This window comes from Pelagibacterium mangrovi (assembly GCF_036662815.1).
GTDB classification, from domain to species: Bacteria; Pseudomonadota; Alphaproteobacteria; order Rhizobiales; family Devosiaceae; genus Pelagibacterium; species Pelagibacterium mangrovi.
In genome coordinates this window covers 115986-132132 of sequence record NZ_JBAFXA010000007.1, presented here as the reverse complement: position 1 = coordinate 132132, position 16147 = coordinate 115986, and the positions used below count along the sequence as shown (strand labels likewise).

15 protein-coding genes are annotated in these 16147 nt (G+C 61.5%); 10 read left to right on the top strand and 5 right to left on the bottom strand.

The window, feature by feature from the left end; genetic code table 11:
* Positions 1–559: 559 nt before the first annotated feature.
* The 6 genes from V4T21_RS13685 to V4T21_RS13660 all read left to right on the top strand — a co-directional run bounded on the left by V4T21_RS13685 (position 560) and on the right by V4T21_RS13660 (position 8034).
* A complete protein-coding gene (locus V4T21_RS13685) occupies positions 560–1549 on the top strand; it encodes an acrylyl-CoA reductase family protein (RefSeq protein WP_332717732.1) in 990 nt (329 codons plus the stop codon).
* Between the two features lie 87 nt (positions 1550–1636).
* Positions 1637–3169, top strand: a complete 1533-nt coding sequence (locus V4T21_RS13680) for an acyl-CoA carboxylase subunit beta (RefSeq protein ID WP_332717730.1) — start codon at positions 1637–1639, stop codon at positions 3167–3169.
* An 11-nt stretch (positions 3170–3180) separates the two neighbouring features.
* Entirely contained in the window at positions 3181–5181 is a 2001-nt protein-coding gene (locus V4T21_RS13675; protein ID WP_332717728.1) for an acetyl-CoA carboxylase biotin carboxylase subunit, read from the top strand.
* Positions 5181–7298, top strand: a complete 2118-nt coding sequence (gene scpA, locus V4T21_RS13670; RefSeq protein WP_332717726.1) for a methylmalonyl-CoA mutase — start codon at positions 5181–5183, stop codon at positions 7296–7298. The genes V4T21_RS13675 and scpA overlap by 1 nt, the downstream gene beginning before the upstream one ends.
* Positions 7295–7720 carry a methylmalonyl-CoA epimerase gene (mce, locus tag V4T21_RS13665; protein ID WP_332717724.1) on the top strand — a complete coding sequence of 142 codons (426 nt, stop codon included), beginning with the start codon at positions 7295–7297 and terminating at the stop codon, positions 7718–7720. Before scpA ends, mce begins: the two co-directional genes overlap by 4 nt.
* A gap of 35 nt (positions 7721–7755) precedes the next feature.
* Positions 7756–8034, top strand: coding sequence for a hypothetical protein (locus V4T21_RS13660; RefSeq protein ID WP_332717722.1), 279 nt, complete (start codon positions 7756–7758; stop codon positions 8032–8034).
* Here V4T21_RS13660 and V4T21_RS13655 read toward each other — a convergent pair whose 3' ends face one another.
* The 4 genes from V4T21_RS13655 to V4T21_RS13640 are packed head-to-tail and all read right to left on the bottom strand — an operon-like array spanning position 8035 to position 11892.
* Complete coding sequence (locus V4T21_RS13655; RefSeq protein ID WP_332717720.1) at positions 8035–8361, bottom strand: DMT family transporter; 327 nt, start codon at positions 8359–8361, stop codon at positions 8035–8037.
* Positions 8362–8370: 9 nt separating this feature from the next.
* Positions 8371–9645, bottom strand: coding sequence for a UDP-N-acetylmuramoyl-L-alanine--D-glutamate ligase (murD, locus tag V4T21_RS13650; RefSeq protein WP_332717718.1), 1275 nt, complete (start codon positions 9643–9645; stop codon positions 8371–8373).
* Positions 9635–10966, bottom strand: a complete 1332-nt coding sequence (locus V4T21_RS13645) for a MurL-like N-terminal domain-containing (protein WP_332717716.1) — start codon at positions 10964–10966, stop codon at positions 9635–9637. Before V4T21_RS13645 ends, murD begins: the two co-directional genes overlap by 11 nt.
* 38 nt (positions 10967–11004) lie before the next feature.
* Positions 11005–11892 carry a metallophosphoesterase family protein gene (locus V4T21_RS13640; RefSeq protein ID WP_332717714.1) on the bottom strand — a complete coding sequence of 296 codons (888 nt, stop codon included), beginning with the start codon at positions 11890–11892 and terminating at the stop codon, positions 11005–11007.
* Between the two features lie 95 nt (positions 11893–11987).
* Here V4T21_RS13640 and V4T21_RS13635 point away from each other — a divergent pair, with 95 nt between their 5' ends.
* On the top strand, positions 11988–12449 hold the full coding sequence (locus V4T21_RS13635; protein ID WP_332717712.1) for an NUDIX domain-containing protein: 462 nt from the start codon (positions 11988–11990) through the stop codon (positions 12447–12449).
* 1 nt (position 12450) lies between these two features.
* On the opposite strand, the gene V4T21_RS13630 is transcribed toward V4T21_RS13635, so the two are convergent.
* Entirely contained in the window at positions 12451–13410 is a 960-nt protein-coding gene (locus V4T21_RS13630; protein ID WP_332717710.1) for a glutathione S-transferase family protein, read from the bottom strand.
* A 257-nt stretch (positions 13411–13667) separates the two neighbouring features.
* Here V4T21_RS13630 and V4T21_RS13625 point away from each other — a divergent pair, with 257 nt between their 5' ends.
* The 3 genes from V4T21_RS13625 to V4T21_RS13615 are packed head-to-tail and all read left to right on the top strand — an operon-like array spanning position 13668 to position 16081.
* Positions 13668–14225 (top strand): GNAT family N-acetyltransferase, encoded by a 558-nt coding sequence (locus tag V4T21_RS13625; RefSeq protein WP_332717708.1) that lies wholly within the window; start codon positions 13668–13670, stop codon positions 14223–14225.
* A 40-nt stretch (positions 14226–14265) separates the two neighbouring features.
* Positions 14266–14895, top strand: a complete 630-nt coding sequence (locus V4T21_RS13620; protein ID WP_332717706.1) for a CoA pyrophosphatase — start codon at positions 14266–14268, stop codon at positions 14893–14895.
* Entirely contained in the window at positions 14885–16081 is a 1197-nt protein-coding gene (locus V4T21_RS13615; RefSeq protein ID WP_332717704.1) for a CCA tRNA nucleotidyltransferase, read from the top strand. Before V4T21_RS13620 ends, V4T21_RS13615 begins: the two co-directional genes overlap by 11 nt.
* Positions 16082–16147: the final 66 nt, after the last annotated feature.

The window sequence follows — 16147 nt, the reverse complement described above, 5'->3', positions numbered from 1 at the left end:
ACAGGTCTGGAAACATAGCCCCTAAGAGCGGCATGGTTTCCAGAGAGTTAACGCCGCATACAGAGTGAACAATGCTCCACGCGGCGGCATCTGGCAAGTCTGACGGAAAAGGCTGGGGAAAAGTTCCGGGGAGAGGTGCCCTTCCGCATTGGCGGGCAAGGACATTTTCCCCTCTCCCCGATGAAACCCGGCCGATCGCGGATGACCCACCGGGCTTCCGTCGCGATCCGGGAGGGGCAAACCGCGACGATCCATGGCCTTAGCGGCCAAGAGGGCGGGAGGAATGACGCAAACACGTTCCTTGCGGGACGTAAGCGGTTCACTCCTCCCTATCGGACGCAGCCGGGGACGCGGTGGCTACGGCCGAATTGCCGATCGCGGGTTCTCCGCACGAAAACCATCCTCGCGAGCGGAACGCGCCCATATGCAGCCGAGTTCCGCGCCGTCGCGGAGAGGGACGAAATACCGAAGGGGAAATGTCGCCGGTTATCGTCGGGTGAGCGAAACCAACTGGACGCCGGCACGAAATCGCGTTGAGATGGCGCAGGGGAGGAACTCAATGACATTCAGGGCGCTGGTTACCGACAAGACTGAAAACGGCAAAATCGTCTCCAAAATCGTCGATGTCGACGAAAGCGATCTGCCTGAGGGCAATGTCCTGGTCGGGATCGACTGGGCCGGCTTCAACTACAAGGATGGAATGGTCCTTCACGGGCTGGGCGGGATGGTGCGCAGCTATCCCCATATCGGCGGTGTCGATTTCGCCGGCCGGGTCATCGAGAGCGGCGATCCGAGATATCATCCGGGTCAGGCCGTGGTGCTCACCGGATGGAGGGTGGGCGAATGGCATTGGGGCGGATTTTCGACGCGGGCCCGCGTCGATGCCGACTGGCTGGTGCCACTTCCCCAAACCATGTCCACCCGGGACGCGATGGTTCTGGGGACGGCGGGGCTGACGGCGATGCTCGCGGTCAACCGTTTGAAGTCGGACGGCATCAAACCGGCCGATGGCGATATTCTCGTCACCGGAGCGGGCGGAGGCGTGGGGTCCATGGCCACTCTGCTGCTCGCTCGCCTGGGGTACAAGGTGCATGCCATGAGCGGCCGGCCCGATCTTGCCGACGAGTTGCGTGCCCTGGGCGCGGCGCAGGTGGTCGGGCGCGATGTGCTGGCGCCTTCAACCAAAAAACTGCTCGGCACACGGTGGATTGGGGCCGTGGACAATGTCGGCGGAGCGCCTTTGGGTGAACTGCTTAAGCAGATGCACCAGGGCGGCTGCGTTGCGGCGGTCGGGCTGGCGGCGGGCGACGCCTGGGAGGCGAGCGTCATTCCGTTTATCCTGCGCGGTGTAACGCTGGCCGGGATCGACAGCGTCATGCAACCCTATGAAACCCGCGTCGCGGCGTGGGAAAGGCTGGCGAGCATTTTCAGCTTTTCCGCCTATGAGCGCATGGTGACCGAAACCGGGCTCGAGGAGCTTCCGGCCGTGGGCGAGAAAATACTGGCCGGTCAGGTCAAGGGACGCGTGATCGTCCAGCCAAAACGCTGATCCGCGAATGTCATGGACTTTCAATAGCTTCGACTCTCGCCAAACGCGAAAATTGCGTTAGTGTCGAGCGCGATAAGGAGGGCCGGGATGCAAGAGGTGATCAATGCGCTTGAGGCAAGGCGGGAGCAGGCGCGGCAGGGCGGGGGCGAACGACGCATCGACGCGCAGCATGCCAAGGGCAAGCTGACGGCGCGCGAGCGGCTGGACGTTTTGCTCGATCCAGGCAGTTTCGAAGAATACGACATGTTCGTCACCCACCGGACGAGAGAGTTCGGCATGGACGAGCAGATCGTTCCCGGCGACGGGGTGGTGACGGGCTGGGGTACGATCAATGGCCGGCTCACCTATGTGTTTTCGCAGGATTTTACGGTTTTCGGTGGTTCGCTGAGCGAGACGCACGCCCAGAAGATCTGCAAGGTCATGGATCTGGCCATGCAGAACGGGGCGCCGATCATCGGGCTCAACGATTCCGGCGGCGCCCGTATTCAGGAGGGTGTGGCCTCGCTCGGCGGTTATGCCGAGGTGTTTTGGCGCAATGTTCAGGCGTCTGGAGCCGTGCCCCAGATTTCGGTGATCATGGGCCCGTGTGCGGGCGGTGCGGTCTATTCGCCGGCCATGACGGATTTCATCTATATGGTGAAGGATACCAGCTACATGTTCGTCACGGGCCCGGATGTGGTCAAGACCGTGACCAACGAGGCGGTCACCCATGAGGAACTGGGCGGAGCCTCTACGCACACCAGGATTTCCTCGGTGGCCGATGCCGCGTTCGAAAACGATATCGAAACGCTTCTGGAAGTGCGGCGGCTATTCGATTTTCTGCCGCTTTCGACCCGTGAACGGGCACCGCGCGTCGCGACCAACGATCAGGTCGACCGGCGCGAGGACAGTCTTGATACCCTGGTCCCGGCCAATGCCAACACGCCATACGACATGCGGGAGGTGATCGAAAAAATTGCCGATGAGGGCGATTTTCTTGAGCTCCAGCGCGAACACGCCGGCAATATCCTGATCGGCTTCATCCGGCTCAACGGCCAGACGGTGGGCGTGGTCGCCAACCAGCCCATGGTGCTGGCCGGGTGTTTGGACATCAACGCCTCCAAGAAGGCGGCAAGGTTCATCAGATTTTGCGATAGCTTCGAAATCCCCATCCTGACGTTCGTGGATGTGCCCGGTTTCCTGCCGGGAGTGGCGCAGGAATATGGCGGCATCATCAAGCATGGCGCCAAGCTGTTGTTCGCCTATGCTGAGGCGAGCGTGCCCAAGGTGACGGTGATTACCCGCAAGGCTTATGGCGGGGCCTATGACGTGATGGCCTCGAAACATATCCGCGCGGATGTGAACTATGCCTGGCCGAGCGCGGAGATCGCCGTGATGGGCGCCAAGGGCGCGGTGGAGATTCTCTATCGCTCGGAGTTGGGCGAGGCCGACAAGATTGCGGATCGGACGCGGGAATATGAAGAGCGGTTCGCCAATCCCTTCGTTGCCGCTGAGCGCGGCTTTATCGACGATGTGATCATGCCCCACAACACGCGCAAGAGGGTGGCGCGGGCCTTCGAGACGCTACGCCACAAGGCTGTGCAAGGCCCGATGAAAAAGCACGGGAACATTCCACTGTGAGGATCGACTAGATGTTTTCGAAAATCCTCATAGCCAATCGTGGCGAGATCGCCTGCCGGATCATCAAGACCGTCCGGCGGATGGGTGTTCGGACAGTGGCCGTCTATTCGGAGGCTGACAGGGACGCATTACATGTTCGGATGGCCGACGAAGCCGTTCCGATCGGGGCGGCGCCGGTTGGCGAAAGCTATCTCGACATCGAAAAGATCGTCGCGGCCTGCAAGCAAACCGGAGCCGTGGCGGTGCATCCCGGATATGGATTTCTTTCGGAAAATCCGGGGTTTGCGGAGCGCTTGCGGCAGGAAGGCATCTATTTCATTGGCCCGCCCGCCAAGGCGATCGAAGCGATGGGTGACAAGATCACGTCGAAAAAGATCGCCGCAGAAGCGGGCGTTTCGACGGTGCCTGGGCATATGTCGGTGATCGAGGATGCAGCCGAGGCCACCCGGATCGCCAGGACGATCGGCTATCCGGTAATGATCAAGGCCTCGGCGGGCGGTGGCGGCAAGGGGATGCGGATCGCGCGGTCCGATGGCGAGGTCGCCGAAGGGTTCGAGCGCGCGAAATCGGAAGCGCTGTCATCGTTCGGCGACGATCGGATATTCATCGAGAAATATATCGAGGAACCCCGGCATATCGAAATCCAGGTCCTCGCGGATGCCTTGGGCAATTGCATCCATCTGGGTGAGCGGGAATGTTCGATCCAGCGGCGCAACCAGAAGGTCATCGAGGAGGCACCTTCGCCGTTTCTTGATCCCGAAACGCGTGAGCGGATGGGCGAGCAGGCCGTCGTTTTGGCCAAGGCGGTCAACTATGTGAGCGCGGGAACAGTCGAGTTCATCGTCGACAAGGACCGCAATTTCTACTTTCTCGAAATGAATACGCGTCTGCAGGTCGAGCATCCGGTGACCGAACTGGTGACCGGGCTGGACCTTGTCGAGGAAATGCTGCGGATTGCCGATGGGCAGAAGCTGCGCTGGAGCCAGGACCAGATCGAATTCAATGGATGGGCCGTCGAGGCGCGGATTTACGCCGAAGACCCATATCGCAATTTCCTGCCGTCCACGGGGCGGCTCAAGCGCTATCGCCCGCCCGCCGAGGAGGCGTCGGCGCAATTGGTCGTGCGCAACGATACCGGCGTCGAGGAAGGGGGTGAAATCAGCCCCTATTACGATCCGATGATCGCCAAGCTGGTGACCTGGGCGCCAAACCGTGACGAGGCTATCGAGGGCTTAACGGTGGCATTGGACCAATTCGATATCGATGGCGTGGGCAACAACATCCCCTTCCTTTCGGCAGTGAGCCAGCAGGAGCGGTTCCGCTCGGGCCGGCTGTCGACCAACTATATCGCCGAGGAGTTTCCGGAAGGGTTTGCCGGCGTCGAACTCGATGACGAAACCCTGCAAATGCTTGCGGCGCTGGCGTGCCGGGCGGCTTTTCAGTTGGAAACCAGAGGGTTCCTCGCGCCGGCACCTTTGTCAGGCGCCCATGCGATAGCCGAACGCAGCGTGATGATCGACGACAGGCGGTGGGATTTTTCGATCCCGAAATCTGGCGAGGCGTTCGTGCTGATGACCGACAAAGGCCAGGGTTTGCTGATCGAGGATGGGTGGCAGCCCGGCTCGCGCGTGACGGCGACCGAAATCGACGGCCGCACGCTGCATGTGAAGATGGATCGGATTACCTCGGGATTTCGCATGCGCTATCGTGGGGCCGATGTGGTGGCCAAGGTCGTCATGCCGCATGTTGCCGATCTGATGGTGATCATGCCGGAAAAACCAGCCCCCGACATGAGCCGGTTTCTGCTGTGCCCCATGCCGGGGCAGATTTTGAGGATGGACGTCATCGAGGGCGATCTGGTCGAGGAGGGGCAGACGCTGGCGATCGTGGAGGCGATGAAAATGGAAAACGTGCTGCGAGCCGAGCGGCGGGCGCGGGTCGCCAAAATCAACGCCGGTGCCGGCGACGTGCTGGCCGTGGATGCGGTGATTATGGAATTCGAGGCGGTGTGATGGACAGGGCGCCGCGCGATATCTGGACTCATATCGCACGGAAGGAGCTGGGTGAAACCCCGCTCGACAGCCTTGAGCGTAACTATGGCGATCTGCCGGTTCAGGCGGTCTATTTCGGCGAGGACGGCGCCATACCCGGCGTAGAGCCGTTCACGCGCGGCATAAGGGCGACGATGTACGCCAACCGGCCATGGACCATTCGGCAATATGCCGGGTTTTCGACCGCCGAGGAGAGCAACCGATTTTATCGGCAGGCCCTCGAGCGCGGGCAGAAGGGGCTATCGGTCGCTTTCGATCTGGCGACGCACCGCGGATATGATTCCGATCACCCTCGCGTCTTGGCCGATGTGGGGAAGGCGGGGGTGGCGATCGATTCCGTCGAGGACATGAAAATTCTGTTCGAGGGTATTCCGCTTGGGGAGATGAGTGTCTCCATGACCATGAACGGGGCGGTGATCCCGGTGCTGGCCATGTTCATCGTGGCAGCGGAAGAACAGGGAGTGTCACCCGAAAGGCTTTCCGGGACCATTCAGAACGATATCCTCAAGGAGTTCATGGTCCGCAACACCTATATCTATCCTCCCGAACCATCGATGCGGATTGTGGGCGACATCATCGCCTATACGGCCGGGAACATGCCGAAATTCAACTCGATTTCGATTTCGGGCTACCACATGCACGAGGCGGGCGCGACGGCGGTACAGGAGCTTGCCTATACGCTTGCCGACGGGATGGAATATGCGCGGGCGGCGCAGGCGCGCGGGCTCGATATCGATCTCTTTGCGGGGCGGTTGAGCTTTTTCTTCGGCATCGGAATGAATTTTTTCGTCGAGATCGCCAAGCTCAGGGCGGCGCGGACATTGTGGGCGCAGATGATGACCGATCTGGGCGCGAAAGACTCGCGCTCCAAGATGCTGCGTACCCATTGCCAGACGTCGGGCGTCTCGCTGACCGAGCAGGACCCCTACAACAATATCGTGCGGACGGCCTATGAGGGGCTGGCGGCGGTGCTGGGAGGAACGCAAAGCCTGCATACCAATTCGTTCGACGAGGCCATTGCCTTGCCCAGCGAGACCTCGTCGCGGATCGCGCGCAATACCCAGTTGATATTGCAGCATGAAACCAGGATCACGGACGTGGTCGATCCGCTTGGCGGCTCCTATTATGTCGAAGCGCTCACCCGGCAACTGGTCGAAAAGGCCGGGGCTCTTATTGCCGAAGTCGAGGCGCAGGGGGGCATGACCAAGGCAGTGCAGTCGGGCGAACCCAAGCTGGCCATCGAAAAGGCGGCGGCGATCCGGCAGGCGGCGATCGATCGGGGGGAAGAGGTAATCGTGGGCGTCAACCGATATCGCCCGGAGGCCGAGGAGCGGATCGATACGCTCGAAATCGACAGCGCCAAGGTGCGGCTGGGACAGGTTCAGCGGTTGCAAGCCGTTCGCCGCGGTCGGGACGAAGCGCGGTGCCGGTCGGCGCTCGATGGGCTGCGGGAATATGCGGCCAAGGACGAGGGCAATCTTCTGGCGGCGGCCGTCGAGGCTGCAAGGGCGCGCGCTACGCTGGGGGAAATTTCTCAGGCGATGGAGGATGTGTTCGGCCGGTACGATGCCGATACACGGGTGCTCGCGGGTGTCTATAGCGGTGAGTATGAGGGTGACCCGCAGTTCGATGCCATGAAAGAACGCGTTGCGGTTTTCCAGAAGAGTTATGGCCGGTCTCCGGCCATCTTTATCGCCAAGATGGGGCAGGACGGGCATGATCGGGGCGCCAAGGTAGTCGCGACGGCCTTTGCCGATCTGGGCTTCAGCGTGCATATGGGCAGCCTGTTCGAAACGCCGCAGGAGGTTGCCACCCAGGCGGAAACGCTCATGGTGGATGCCGTGGGCGTCTCTTCGCTCGCCGCAGGACACAAGACGCTGGTGCCCGAATTGATCGCTGCGCTGCGGGAGCGTGAGCTCGGCAGGGTTTCGGTCTTCGTGGGCGGCGTGATCCCCAGTGCGGACTATGATTTTCTGCTCGAGGCCGGCGTTGCCGAAATCTTCGGGCCCGGCAGCAATGTGCTCGATGCTGCGTTTGCCGTGCTCGACAGGATCGAGGGCAGGCTGTCGAACCGATGATCGGTCGCGTCAATCATATCGCCATCGCTGTCCCCGACCTCGAAAGAGCGGCGGCGCGGTATCGCGATTTGCTGGGCGCCAGGGTCTCCGAGCCGCAGGTGCTGGCCGAGCACGGGGTGCGCGTGGTTTTTGTCGATACCGGCAACACCAAGGTCGAGTTGCTTGAACCAGTGGGTGCGGATTCGCCCATTGCCGATTTTCTCAAGCGGCATCCGGATGGTGGTATGCACCACATCTGCTACGAAGTGACCGACCTTGCGGCCGCAATGCGCAAGCTTACCGAACGGGGCGCGCGGGTTCTGGGGGATGGGCGGCCCAAGGTCGGAGCGCATGGATTGCCGGTCGTGTTCCTGCATCCCAAGGATTTCGACGGCACGCTGATCGAACTCGAAGAGATCAAGCCCGATTTCGCTCCGGCCTAACGCAATGTTAAAGAGCGCGGGAATAGGCTGCGCGCATGGCAACCGTCAGTGGCTTCAAAAAGATGAACTGGTTCCCCAAGCAATCGGCTTGGACGGAAATGGAAGCCGCACGCGTCAAACGGCGCCAGATGATGGACGATTTCGCGGCCAGCTCCAATGCGCTCGCGGCGGGATTTCAGGCTGCCGCCAGCATCCAGATTCAAGGTGTTGGCGAATTGGCGGCCCAAAGCGCCCAAGCGCGATTGCAGGCGAAAGCGAAGGAAATGCAGGCGGAACTCGAACAGAAGTTTGCCGCCTTCTCCAAGCTCGCCTGATCAGTGCCCGGCGCGTGAGAACGCGTTGATGACGATCACGCCGGCAATAATCAGACCCATGCCGATCACCGCCGGCAGGTCCAGCGCCTGCTTGTAGACCACCCAACCCACGATCGAAATCAGGACGATGCCAAGGCCGGACCAGATGGCGTAGGCAATGCCAACCGGCAGCGTGCGCAGGGTGAGCGACAGGAAATAGAAGGCGGCGGCATATCCCACGACGACGATGATCGAGGGGACGGCGTTGGTGAACCCGTTGGTGGCCTTGAGCGCCGACGTAGCGATGACTTCCGCGACGATGGCGCAGAGCAGGAACAAATATGTCATCGAAATTCCCTAACCGAAATACTGGCGCGCCAGGGCTTTGAATTTATCTCCGCGCTCCTCGAAGTTCTTGAACTGGTTGTAGCTGGGCGCACCCGGCGAGAGGATGACGGTATCGAAAATATGGCCCGCCGAGGCCAGCGCCTGAATGGCTTCTTCGAGCGTCGAACATTCGGCCACTGGTATGGGAGCGTTTTCGCGGACCGCCTGGGCGAGGCGGGGGCCGGTGACCGGCAGTGAGCACAGCATGACGACGCTGGTCAAACCCATGAGGTTGGCAAGGTCGGTATAGTCCTGCTGGCGTTCATGGCCACCGGCGATGAGCGCGATCTTCTTGCCCTTGTAGGCGGCCAGCGCGACTTTGGTGGCTTCGGGGGTGGTCGATATGGAATCGTCGACGAAAAGGAGATCACCCACGGCGAATTCTTCAAGGCGGTGGGGCAGGGGTACGAAAGCCTCGATGCCCGCGAAAATGCCTTCCCGCGTCGCCCCCGCTGCCAGCGCGATAGACGCGGCAAGGCGGGCGTTATCATGGTTGTGGGCGCCCTTGAGGCGGGAATTCATCGCGGCCATGAGGATGGCATCGCCCAGGTCGATTTCCAGGGGCGGCACGCGCTCGGTTCCAGCGGGGATGGTCCTGACGACCCTGTCCACGGTGGCGGCCTGCGGACCAATCGCGACGAGACGTGGCCCCTTGGCGATCAGATTGAGCTTGTCGCGATAATAGGCGTCGAGTCCGCCATGCCAGTCGACATGTTCGGGATAAAGGTTGGAAATCGCGGCGATGTCGGGGGCGAAATCGATGTCGGCGGTCTGGTATGAGGAGAGTTCGAGAACCACCGTCTGGGCCGTGTCGGCGGCATCGAGTGGGGGGATACCCACATTGCCGGCGAGGACGACATCGATGCCCGAATGCTGGAGCATCAGGTGGACCAGTGTCGCGGTGGTCGATTTGCCCTTTGTACCCGAAATGGCGACGACGGTGCGGCCGTCACGGTAATGCGCGCCCCAAAGGTTGAGGTTGGACGTGACAGCGACTCCCGCTGCCCGCGCGGCGTCGAAGATCGGCTTATAGAGCGAAACGCCGGGGCTTTTGACGATGGTGTGGAAACGGGAAACCTGTTGGGCCTCCTGCGGGGAAATGAAGGTCGCTCCCTCGATTTCCGCAACGCCATCGTCGCTGGTTACGAACAGTTCGAGCTCGGGATATCGACGGCGCAGGAAATTGGCCGTGGAGCGGGCCTCCCGGCCGGCGCCATAAAGAAGTACGGGGCCTTCAAATTGCATGAGGAGCTACCGCTGTTTCGATGTCTTGGGGAATGAGATGGTCGCTGCTGTCGGTCATCAGTTCGTCATAGGCCCATTCGAGGCGGGAAGCGCCGTAAAACGCTTCGAGATCGGGCCGGAGCGCCTTGACCACGGCGCTATCGCGCCATTCGGGAGCGTTCGAGAGCCGCCAGAGACAGGCGGCAGCCTCGAGAATTTCCCCGACGCATTCCCAAGGCTTGTGGCCGACAAGACCGCTCAATTCGCGATAGGGGGCGATGTTGTCGGGATTGTCGAGAACGTTCTGCCCGAAGATACCCACGAGCCTTGCGCGGTCCATGTGCGGGGCGAGGATCAGGAAGACGAAATGGCATTTGGGACATTTCCCGCACCACAGAGGTCCATCGTGTCCTGAAAGACGGAAGTTCCGGTTGCAGCTTGAAAAAACGTCGTCATAGCGCGTGGAACGGGAAAAAAGCTGCGCGATGCGGGCTTCGGAATAGGGGCGCAGCAATGAAAAATAGTGCAGCGCGCCGCCCGTTGCCGAAGAAAACGTGTCGGCGATGGCGCGTTCGAAATCGAGCGATTTGGAATGCTGGTGATTGGCGAGACGGCCGTCGAATTCCACATTGCCCTCGCTGGCCGAGCGCTCGTTAGAGAGGACGATATTGCCAAATCCGTAGAGCAGGCTCGCAAGCGCGGCGATCATCGAATTGATCGCGGTCGAGGGCACATGACCGTTGTAGTACCCCGGCTGCTGGCCGAGACGGATCATTTCGGGGTCGAGGATCCGTTCGACGGAAAGGAAAGGCAGGCCCGAGCGCTGGCTGGTCGACAAGATAGGACCCTTGGGATTGACGGCAAAAAGCGTCATGTCCTGCCCGGCCAGTTCGAGAAGCTGCACGCTGACCAGCGAATCCTTGCCCCCACCGATCAGCACCAGGGGGCGGGCAGGCAGGGTCAAGGGATTGATATCGCGTTCCGGGCCGGCGGTCAGCGACAGGCGCCCGAAGCGCTTCAAATCGTTGCGGGCGTAGAACTCGCCGAGCCCATTTTCATAGACATCGATCAGAAACGCCTTCTGTGCCTCGGACAAGGCAAGCGCCGTCGCGTCGATTTCAAAGGGCGCGCGGAGCTTGAAATAGCTCACGCCGAGGACCGCCGCTGTGAGATCGAGAAGCGCGGCGAACGCGTTGGAAGCCGACCGAGCCGGGTCGATTCCGGCGGTTGGAAAGCGCAAAATTTCGACAAACCGCAACTCGCCCAGCCTGTAGGCGAAGATGGCTTCGCCGGTCTGGGGATCGAACTGGGGCGCTTCGATGATGAACTGGGGTTCGCTCAATGGGTCCGCCGTGGGGTTGGCGCTCGCGGGTGGTGCGGTCAATATATGCGCATTTGCAGCCGCAATGCGATCTCGTCGCCTATTCTCTGATAGCCGTATTCGCGCATCATGCAAGACCATTGGTTGCCGACGCGTTCGATCCGAAACAGGTTGTAGCGGCCGGGCGCATCGTGTCCCTCGGGAGCCGAGGAGGCAGCGGCAACGCCGACCACCGGGATTTCCGCGCCGGGGCCGGGCACCGAATTGATCGAAGAGAGATGGGTGTGCCCGTGAAGGATCAGCTCGGCGCCATGCTCCTGGAGGACCGAACGGAAGTCCGGGGCGTCCCATAGGCCGAGCCGGCGCGAGCGCGCAAATTCCTCATGGGGCGGATGATGGATCATCACTGCCCGGAAATAGCCCGCATCTCCCAGAAGTTTGAGCAGCCTCGCGCAGCGGGCGATCTGCTCGCTCCCCAGCTTGCCCGCCGCGACGAAGGGCGGGGTGGCGACGGCGCTCGACAGCCCGACAAGGGCGACCTGTCCGAAGCGCCGGACATAGGGAAACGGATTGTCGTCGAGCGTTTCGCCCGTCATGTAGGGTCCGTAAGCGGACAGAGCGACGGGAAGCGCCCCGCCGACATAGGCGTCGTGATTGCCCGGAATTGCGCAGACCGATTCCGGATTTCCCAGCGCCGACAGCCAGTTGGCGGCGCGGGCGGTTTCTTCGTCGAGCGCAAGATTGACCAGATCGCCGGTGACGGCGGTCATATCGGGCCGATGGCCCTTGAGATGAGTGACGAGCGCCGAAAGGGTATCGCGGCGCATCACCCTCGCCCGGCTGAGCTGCCAGTTGATCCAGCCGGTAATGCGTTTGGAGGCAAGATCGCGGAAGCTGGGACGGGGAATGGGGGCGAGATGGATGTCCGATATGTGCGCGAGCGTCATCATTGAGCGCCAGTAATGGCACGGCGGCTGCGGCAAGAAAATGGCCGATTGCAGCCTTTGCCCCAATTTGTCATGTGTTGGAAAAGGAGTGATGCTTGACCAAGTGGCAAAGACTGAAGTTCGGCCTGATGTTGCGCGCGGTCGGCATCTATAAACACCTCACCGTGGGCGTGCGTACCGCGGTTCTGGTGGATGGCCGCGTGCTGCTGGTGCGGCATGGCTATATCGCCGGCTGGCAACTACCCGGCGGCGGCGTCGATCCGGGGGAGAGCACGGAGGATGCGGCGCGCCGCGAGGTGATCGAGGAAACCGGATTTGTCATCGACGGATCGATGACCCTTTTCGGGCTCTATCATTCGACGCTTTATAGCAATCGCGATCATGTTGCCGTTTATGTTGCGCGGGCGGCGCATGAAAGCCGGGCGTTTGTCCCGAATAAGGAGATTGCCGAGATCGGCTGGTTTGAGCTCGACGCCCTGCCGTCCGACATCGCGCCGAGCGCCGCCCGGCGCCTCGGCGAGATCGTTGAGGGCCAGGTGCGTTCGGACAAGTGGTAGATTACTTGAGGAAATCGAGTTCGGGGCCGTCGGGGACGATCCGGGTGGGATTGATGGTGATGTGGCTCCAGTAATAGTGGGTTTTGATATGATCCATATGGATCGTATCGGCTACGCCGGGCCATTCGCAGAGCGTTTTGAGGTATTTCGAAAGGTGAGGATAGTCGGCTATGCGCCGGATATTGCACTTGAAATGGCCGACATAAACGGCGTCGAAACGCATCAGCGTGGTCACCAACCGCCAATCGGCTTCGGTGGGGGCGGAGCCGGTCAGGAAGGGGTGTTGGGTTAGGATGCCTTCAACCCAATCGAGCGCGTCGAACAGCTTGGAGACGGCTTCGCTGTAGGCCTCTTGCGTTGTCGCAAAGCCGGCCTTGTAAACGCCGTTGTTGATGTCGTCATAGATGCGGGCGTTGAGGCGATCGATTTCCTCGCGCTTTTCCTGCGGATAGAAATCGAGATTGTTGCCGGTGATGCCGTTGAAAGCGGAGTTGAACATCCGGATGATATCGGCGCTTTCGTTGGAGACAATAGTATTGGTCTCCTTGTCCCAAAGGATCGGAACAGTCACTCTGCCCGTATAATCGGGTTTGGCCTTGAGATAGACTTGCCAGAGATAATCGGCGCCGTTGAGCATATCTGTGTCAGAGCCGAGTTCGCCGGTAAATTCCCATCCGGTTTCGTCGGGCATCTTGGGGGAGACGACGGAAACCGAGATATGGTCTTCGAGGTCTTTGAGAGCACGGTACACCAGCGTGCGGTGCGCCCAGGGGCAGGCGTAGGAAACATAGAGGTGATAGCGGCCGCTTTCGGCTTTAAAACCGCCCTCGCCGGTGGGGCCGGCCGAGCCGTCGGCAGTCACCCAGTTACGGAATGCGGATTCCGAACGCTTGAATTTTCCACCCGTCGACTTGGTATCGTACCATTGGGTCGACCATTTGCCATCGATCAACTGGCCCATGCGGTTTCCTTTCCGTTGATGGTGTTGAACGGTGTATTTAGCGTAATGTTGCGTGATTATTAGAAGGCTACCGGCGAACACCGTGTTCATGGACAATTTCGGTGGACCGAAACGGGGGGGAATGGTACATGCCATGTCGGCCTCAAATTGGAGACTGGTAGCCATGTTCAGTATCGAACGAGACACGCGACGACTTTGAAACGCGCTCGCTGCGCGATGTCGTCGTATTGCCTTCATCGATCTGGATACATGTGACCATGACCGTCTCTTCGCCGCTCCCGGCAATTGCCATACCTGCGCCTGCTGCCCTCGATATCCGGCTCGAAGTTCCGGACGATGACGCATGGATCGAGGCGCTGCATGAGGTCTCGTTCGGGCCGGGCCGGTTCGCCAGGGCCGCCTTTCGGGTGCGGGAGCGGATCGCTGTCGATCCGCAGTTTTCCTATATCGCCGAGATCGATGGTGAGCGCGCGGCCAGCGTACGGATGACGCCCATCGGGGTGGGGGGGGGCGAGGGCTATCTTTTGGGGCCGCTGATGACCGATCCCGGTTTCCGCAAGCAAGGCGCGGGGCGGGCGCTGGTGCGCCATGTGTGCGATCTGGCGCTGGCGCGGCCGGAAATCGCCTTCGTGCTGCTGGTCGGCGATTTCGCCTATTACGGGCCGCTCGGATTCGTGCCGACGGTGCCCAATGCCATCCGCTTCCCCGGACCCGTTGATCCGGCGCGCGTGCTGGTCCACTCTCACGATCCGCAAATGGCGGAGAAGCTGGCCGGGGACGTCATGTCCTGGGCAGCGCGGTCGAACGGGGGATAGGCGCGTCGGCGTTTCGATGAAGCGCCCGGGCGTTGGGATAATGTCGAGCGAGCAGGACATCGAAGAGATCGTGACGCGGCTTTTGGCGTCGCCCCAGCCCATGCCGGATGCCGATGATCTGGTGGCCGATTTCGTGCTCGGCGATATTATCGACGAACCTCCCATTCCTGCCGCGGTCCTGATTGCGCTGGTCCGGCGCCCCGCAGGATACAATCTGCTCTACACGAGGCGCGCCGGCGGTTTGCGCAAGCATTCGGGGCAGGTGGCCTTTCCCGGCGGACGCATCGATCCCGAGGATCAGGATGCGGCCTATGCGGCGCTCCGCGAAGCCAATGAAGAGGTGGCGCTGTTTCCCGAGGATGCGCAGGTGCTCGGCTACATGCCGTACTATTACACCGGCACCAATTATTTCATTACGCCGGTGGTCGCCGTCGTCGAGCCGCGCGCGCCGTTCGTTCCCAATCCGGGGGAAGTGGATGCCGTGTTCGAGGTGCCGCTCGAAACGCTTATCGACGAAACCAGCTATCAGACATTCCGTGTCGTCCATCAGGGCGAGCTGCGGCAAAGCTGGCAGATCGATCATGAAGGGCATCGGATCTGGGGGATCACCGCCAATCTGACCCGCCGGTTCCGCGACACCGTTCTGGCGGGAGACGATCGTGCGGCGTGACGAGGCATTGGCGCGTTTGAAAGGCGCCGATTGGCTCGATGCCGCGCGACCGTTCTTTGACTGTCTCGACGGCGCGGATGGCCGGACGCGGGCGGTGGGCGGAATTGTCCGCGATACGCTGCTGGGACGTCCGCGAGGATCGACCGATATCGATATGGCGACCGAACTTTTGCCCGATGAGGTGGCCGCGCGTGGGCGGGCCGCCGGGCTGGGCGTGCATCCCACGGGCGTCGACCATGGAACGGTGACGCTGGTTCACGAGGGACGCGCCGTCGAGGTGACCACACTGAGGCGGGATGTCGAGACGTTCGGGCGTCATGCCAAGGTGGCGTTCGGCACCGATTGGGCCGAGGACGCGCGGCGGCGGGACTTTACGATGAACGCGCTTTATTGCGGGGCCGATGGAGAATTGTTCGATCCGCTGGACGGGTTGGACGATTGCCTTGCCGGCAGGGTGCGGTTCATCGGCGACCCAGATGAACGGATCGCCGAAGATCGGTTGCGGGTCTATCGCTATTTTCGGTTTGCGGCCAGTCACGGCAACGAGCGTTTCGAGCCCGAGGCGGTTGAGGCCTGTGCCCGCGCGGCGGGGGATCGCGGGGCGCTTTCCGCCGAGAGAGTGGGCGGAGAAATGATGCGGCTTCTGGCGCAGCCCCACTGCGCGGCGACGCTGGCCGTTATGGTGAAAATCGGGATGTTGACCTCGGTTCCAGCCGGAGCGCTTTCGGCGTTCGAGCGGCTTGAGCGGCAGCCGGCTGCTGCCGATGCCGCGTTGCGGTTGGCGGTGCTGGACCTCACTGGAGGGTCGGTCGCGGATTTGCGGTCGGCGTGGCGCTTATCCAATGCGACGATGGCGAGGGTTGCCGATCTGGTGGCTGGTGCGCGGCTTGCGGAAGCGGAACGCTGGGCCGAACTGAGCTATCGGCATCGGGAAAACAGCGCGCAGGCAGTCGCGATCGCGGCTGCGGTCGGGGGGCATGGGCCGGAATGGGCGACCGAAGCGATGGCGGTGGTCGAGGACCATGGATGGACGCGCTTTCCGGTTTCGGGATCGGATTTGCTCGCCATGGGAATCGAGCCCGGCCCCGCGCTGGGGGCCGAACTTAAAAGGCTTGAGGCGCTGTGGATCGATTCGCGCTTTGAGCTCGACAAAGGCGCGCTGCTGGAAAAGGCACGGCGATCCTAGGGCGTGATCCGTTGTGATCACACTCGGGGAAGCCCTTGGCTTGTGCAGTACTGGATTCCGGGGATA

Bases quoted from the DNA above. Each gene is read 5' to 3' on its own strand.
- mce (WP_332717724.1), top strand. From the start codon at position 7,295: ATGATCGGTCGCGTCAATCATATCGCCATCGCTGTCCCCGACCTCGAA.
- V4T21_RS13655 (WP_332717720.1), bottom strand. From the start codon at position 8,361: ATGACATATTTGTTCCTGCTCTGCGCCATCGTCGCGGAAGTCATCGCT.
- scpA (WP_332717726.1), top strand. From the start codon at position 5,181: ATGGACAGGGCGCCGCGCGATATCTGGACTCATATCGCACGGAAGGAG.
- V4T21_RS13675 (WP_332717728.1), top strand. From the start codon at position 3,181: ATGTTTTCGAAAATCCTCATAGCCAATCGTGGCGAGATCGCCTGCCGG.
- V4T21_RS13640 (WP_332717714.1), bottom strand. From the start codon at position 11,892: ATGACGCTCGCGCACATATCGGACATCCATCTCGCCCCCATTCCCCGT.
- V4T21_RS13685 (WP_332717732.1), top strand. From the start codon at position 560: ATGACATTCAGGGCGCTGGTTACCGACAAGACTGAAAACGGCAAAATC.
- V4T21_RS13660 (WP_332717722.1), top strand. From the start codon at position 7,756: ATGGCAACCGTCAGTGGCTTCAAAAAGATGAACTGGTTCCCCAAGCAA.
- V4T21_RS13625 (WP_332717708.1), top strand. From the start codon at position 13,668: ATGACCGTCTCTTCGCCGCTCCCGGCAATTGCCATACCTGCGCCTGCT.
- V4T21_RS13620 (WP_332717706.1), top strand. From the start codon at position 14,266: ATGTCGAGCGAGCAGGACATCGAAGAGATCGTGACGCGGCTTTTGGCG.
- V4T21_RS13680 (WP_332717730.1), top strand. From the start codon at position 1,637: ATGCAAGAGGTGATCAATGCGCTTGAGGCAAGGCGGGAGCAGGCGCGG.
- murD (WP_332717718.1), bottom strand. From the start codon at position 9,645: ATGCAATTTGAAGGCCCCGTACTTCTTTATGGCGCCGGCCGGGAGGCC.
- V4T21_RS13630 (WP_332717710.1), bottom strand. From the start codon at position 13,410: ATGGGCCAGTTGATCGATGGCAAATGGTCGACCCAATGGTACGATACC.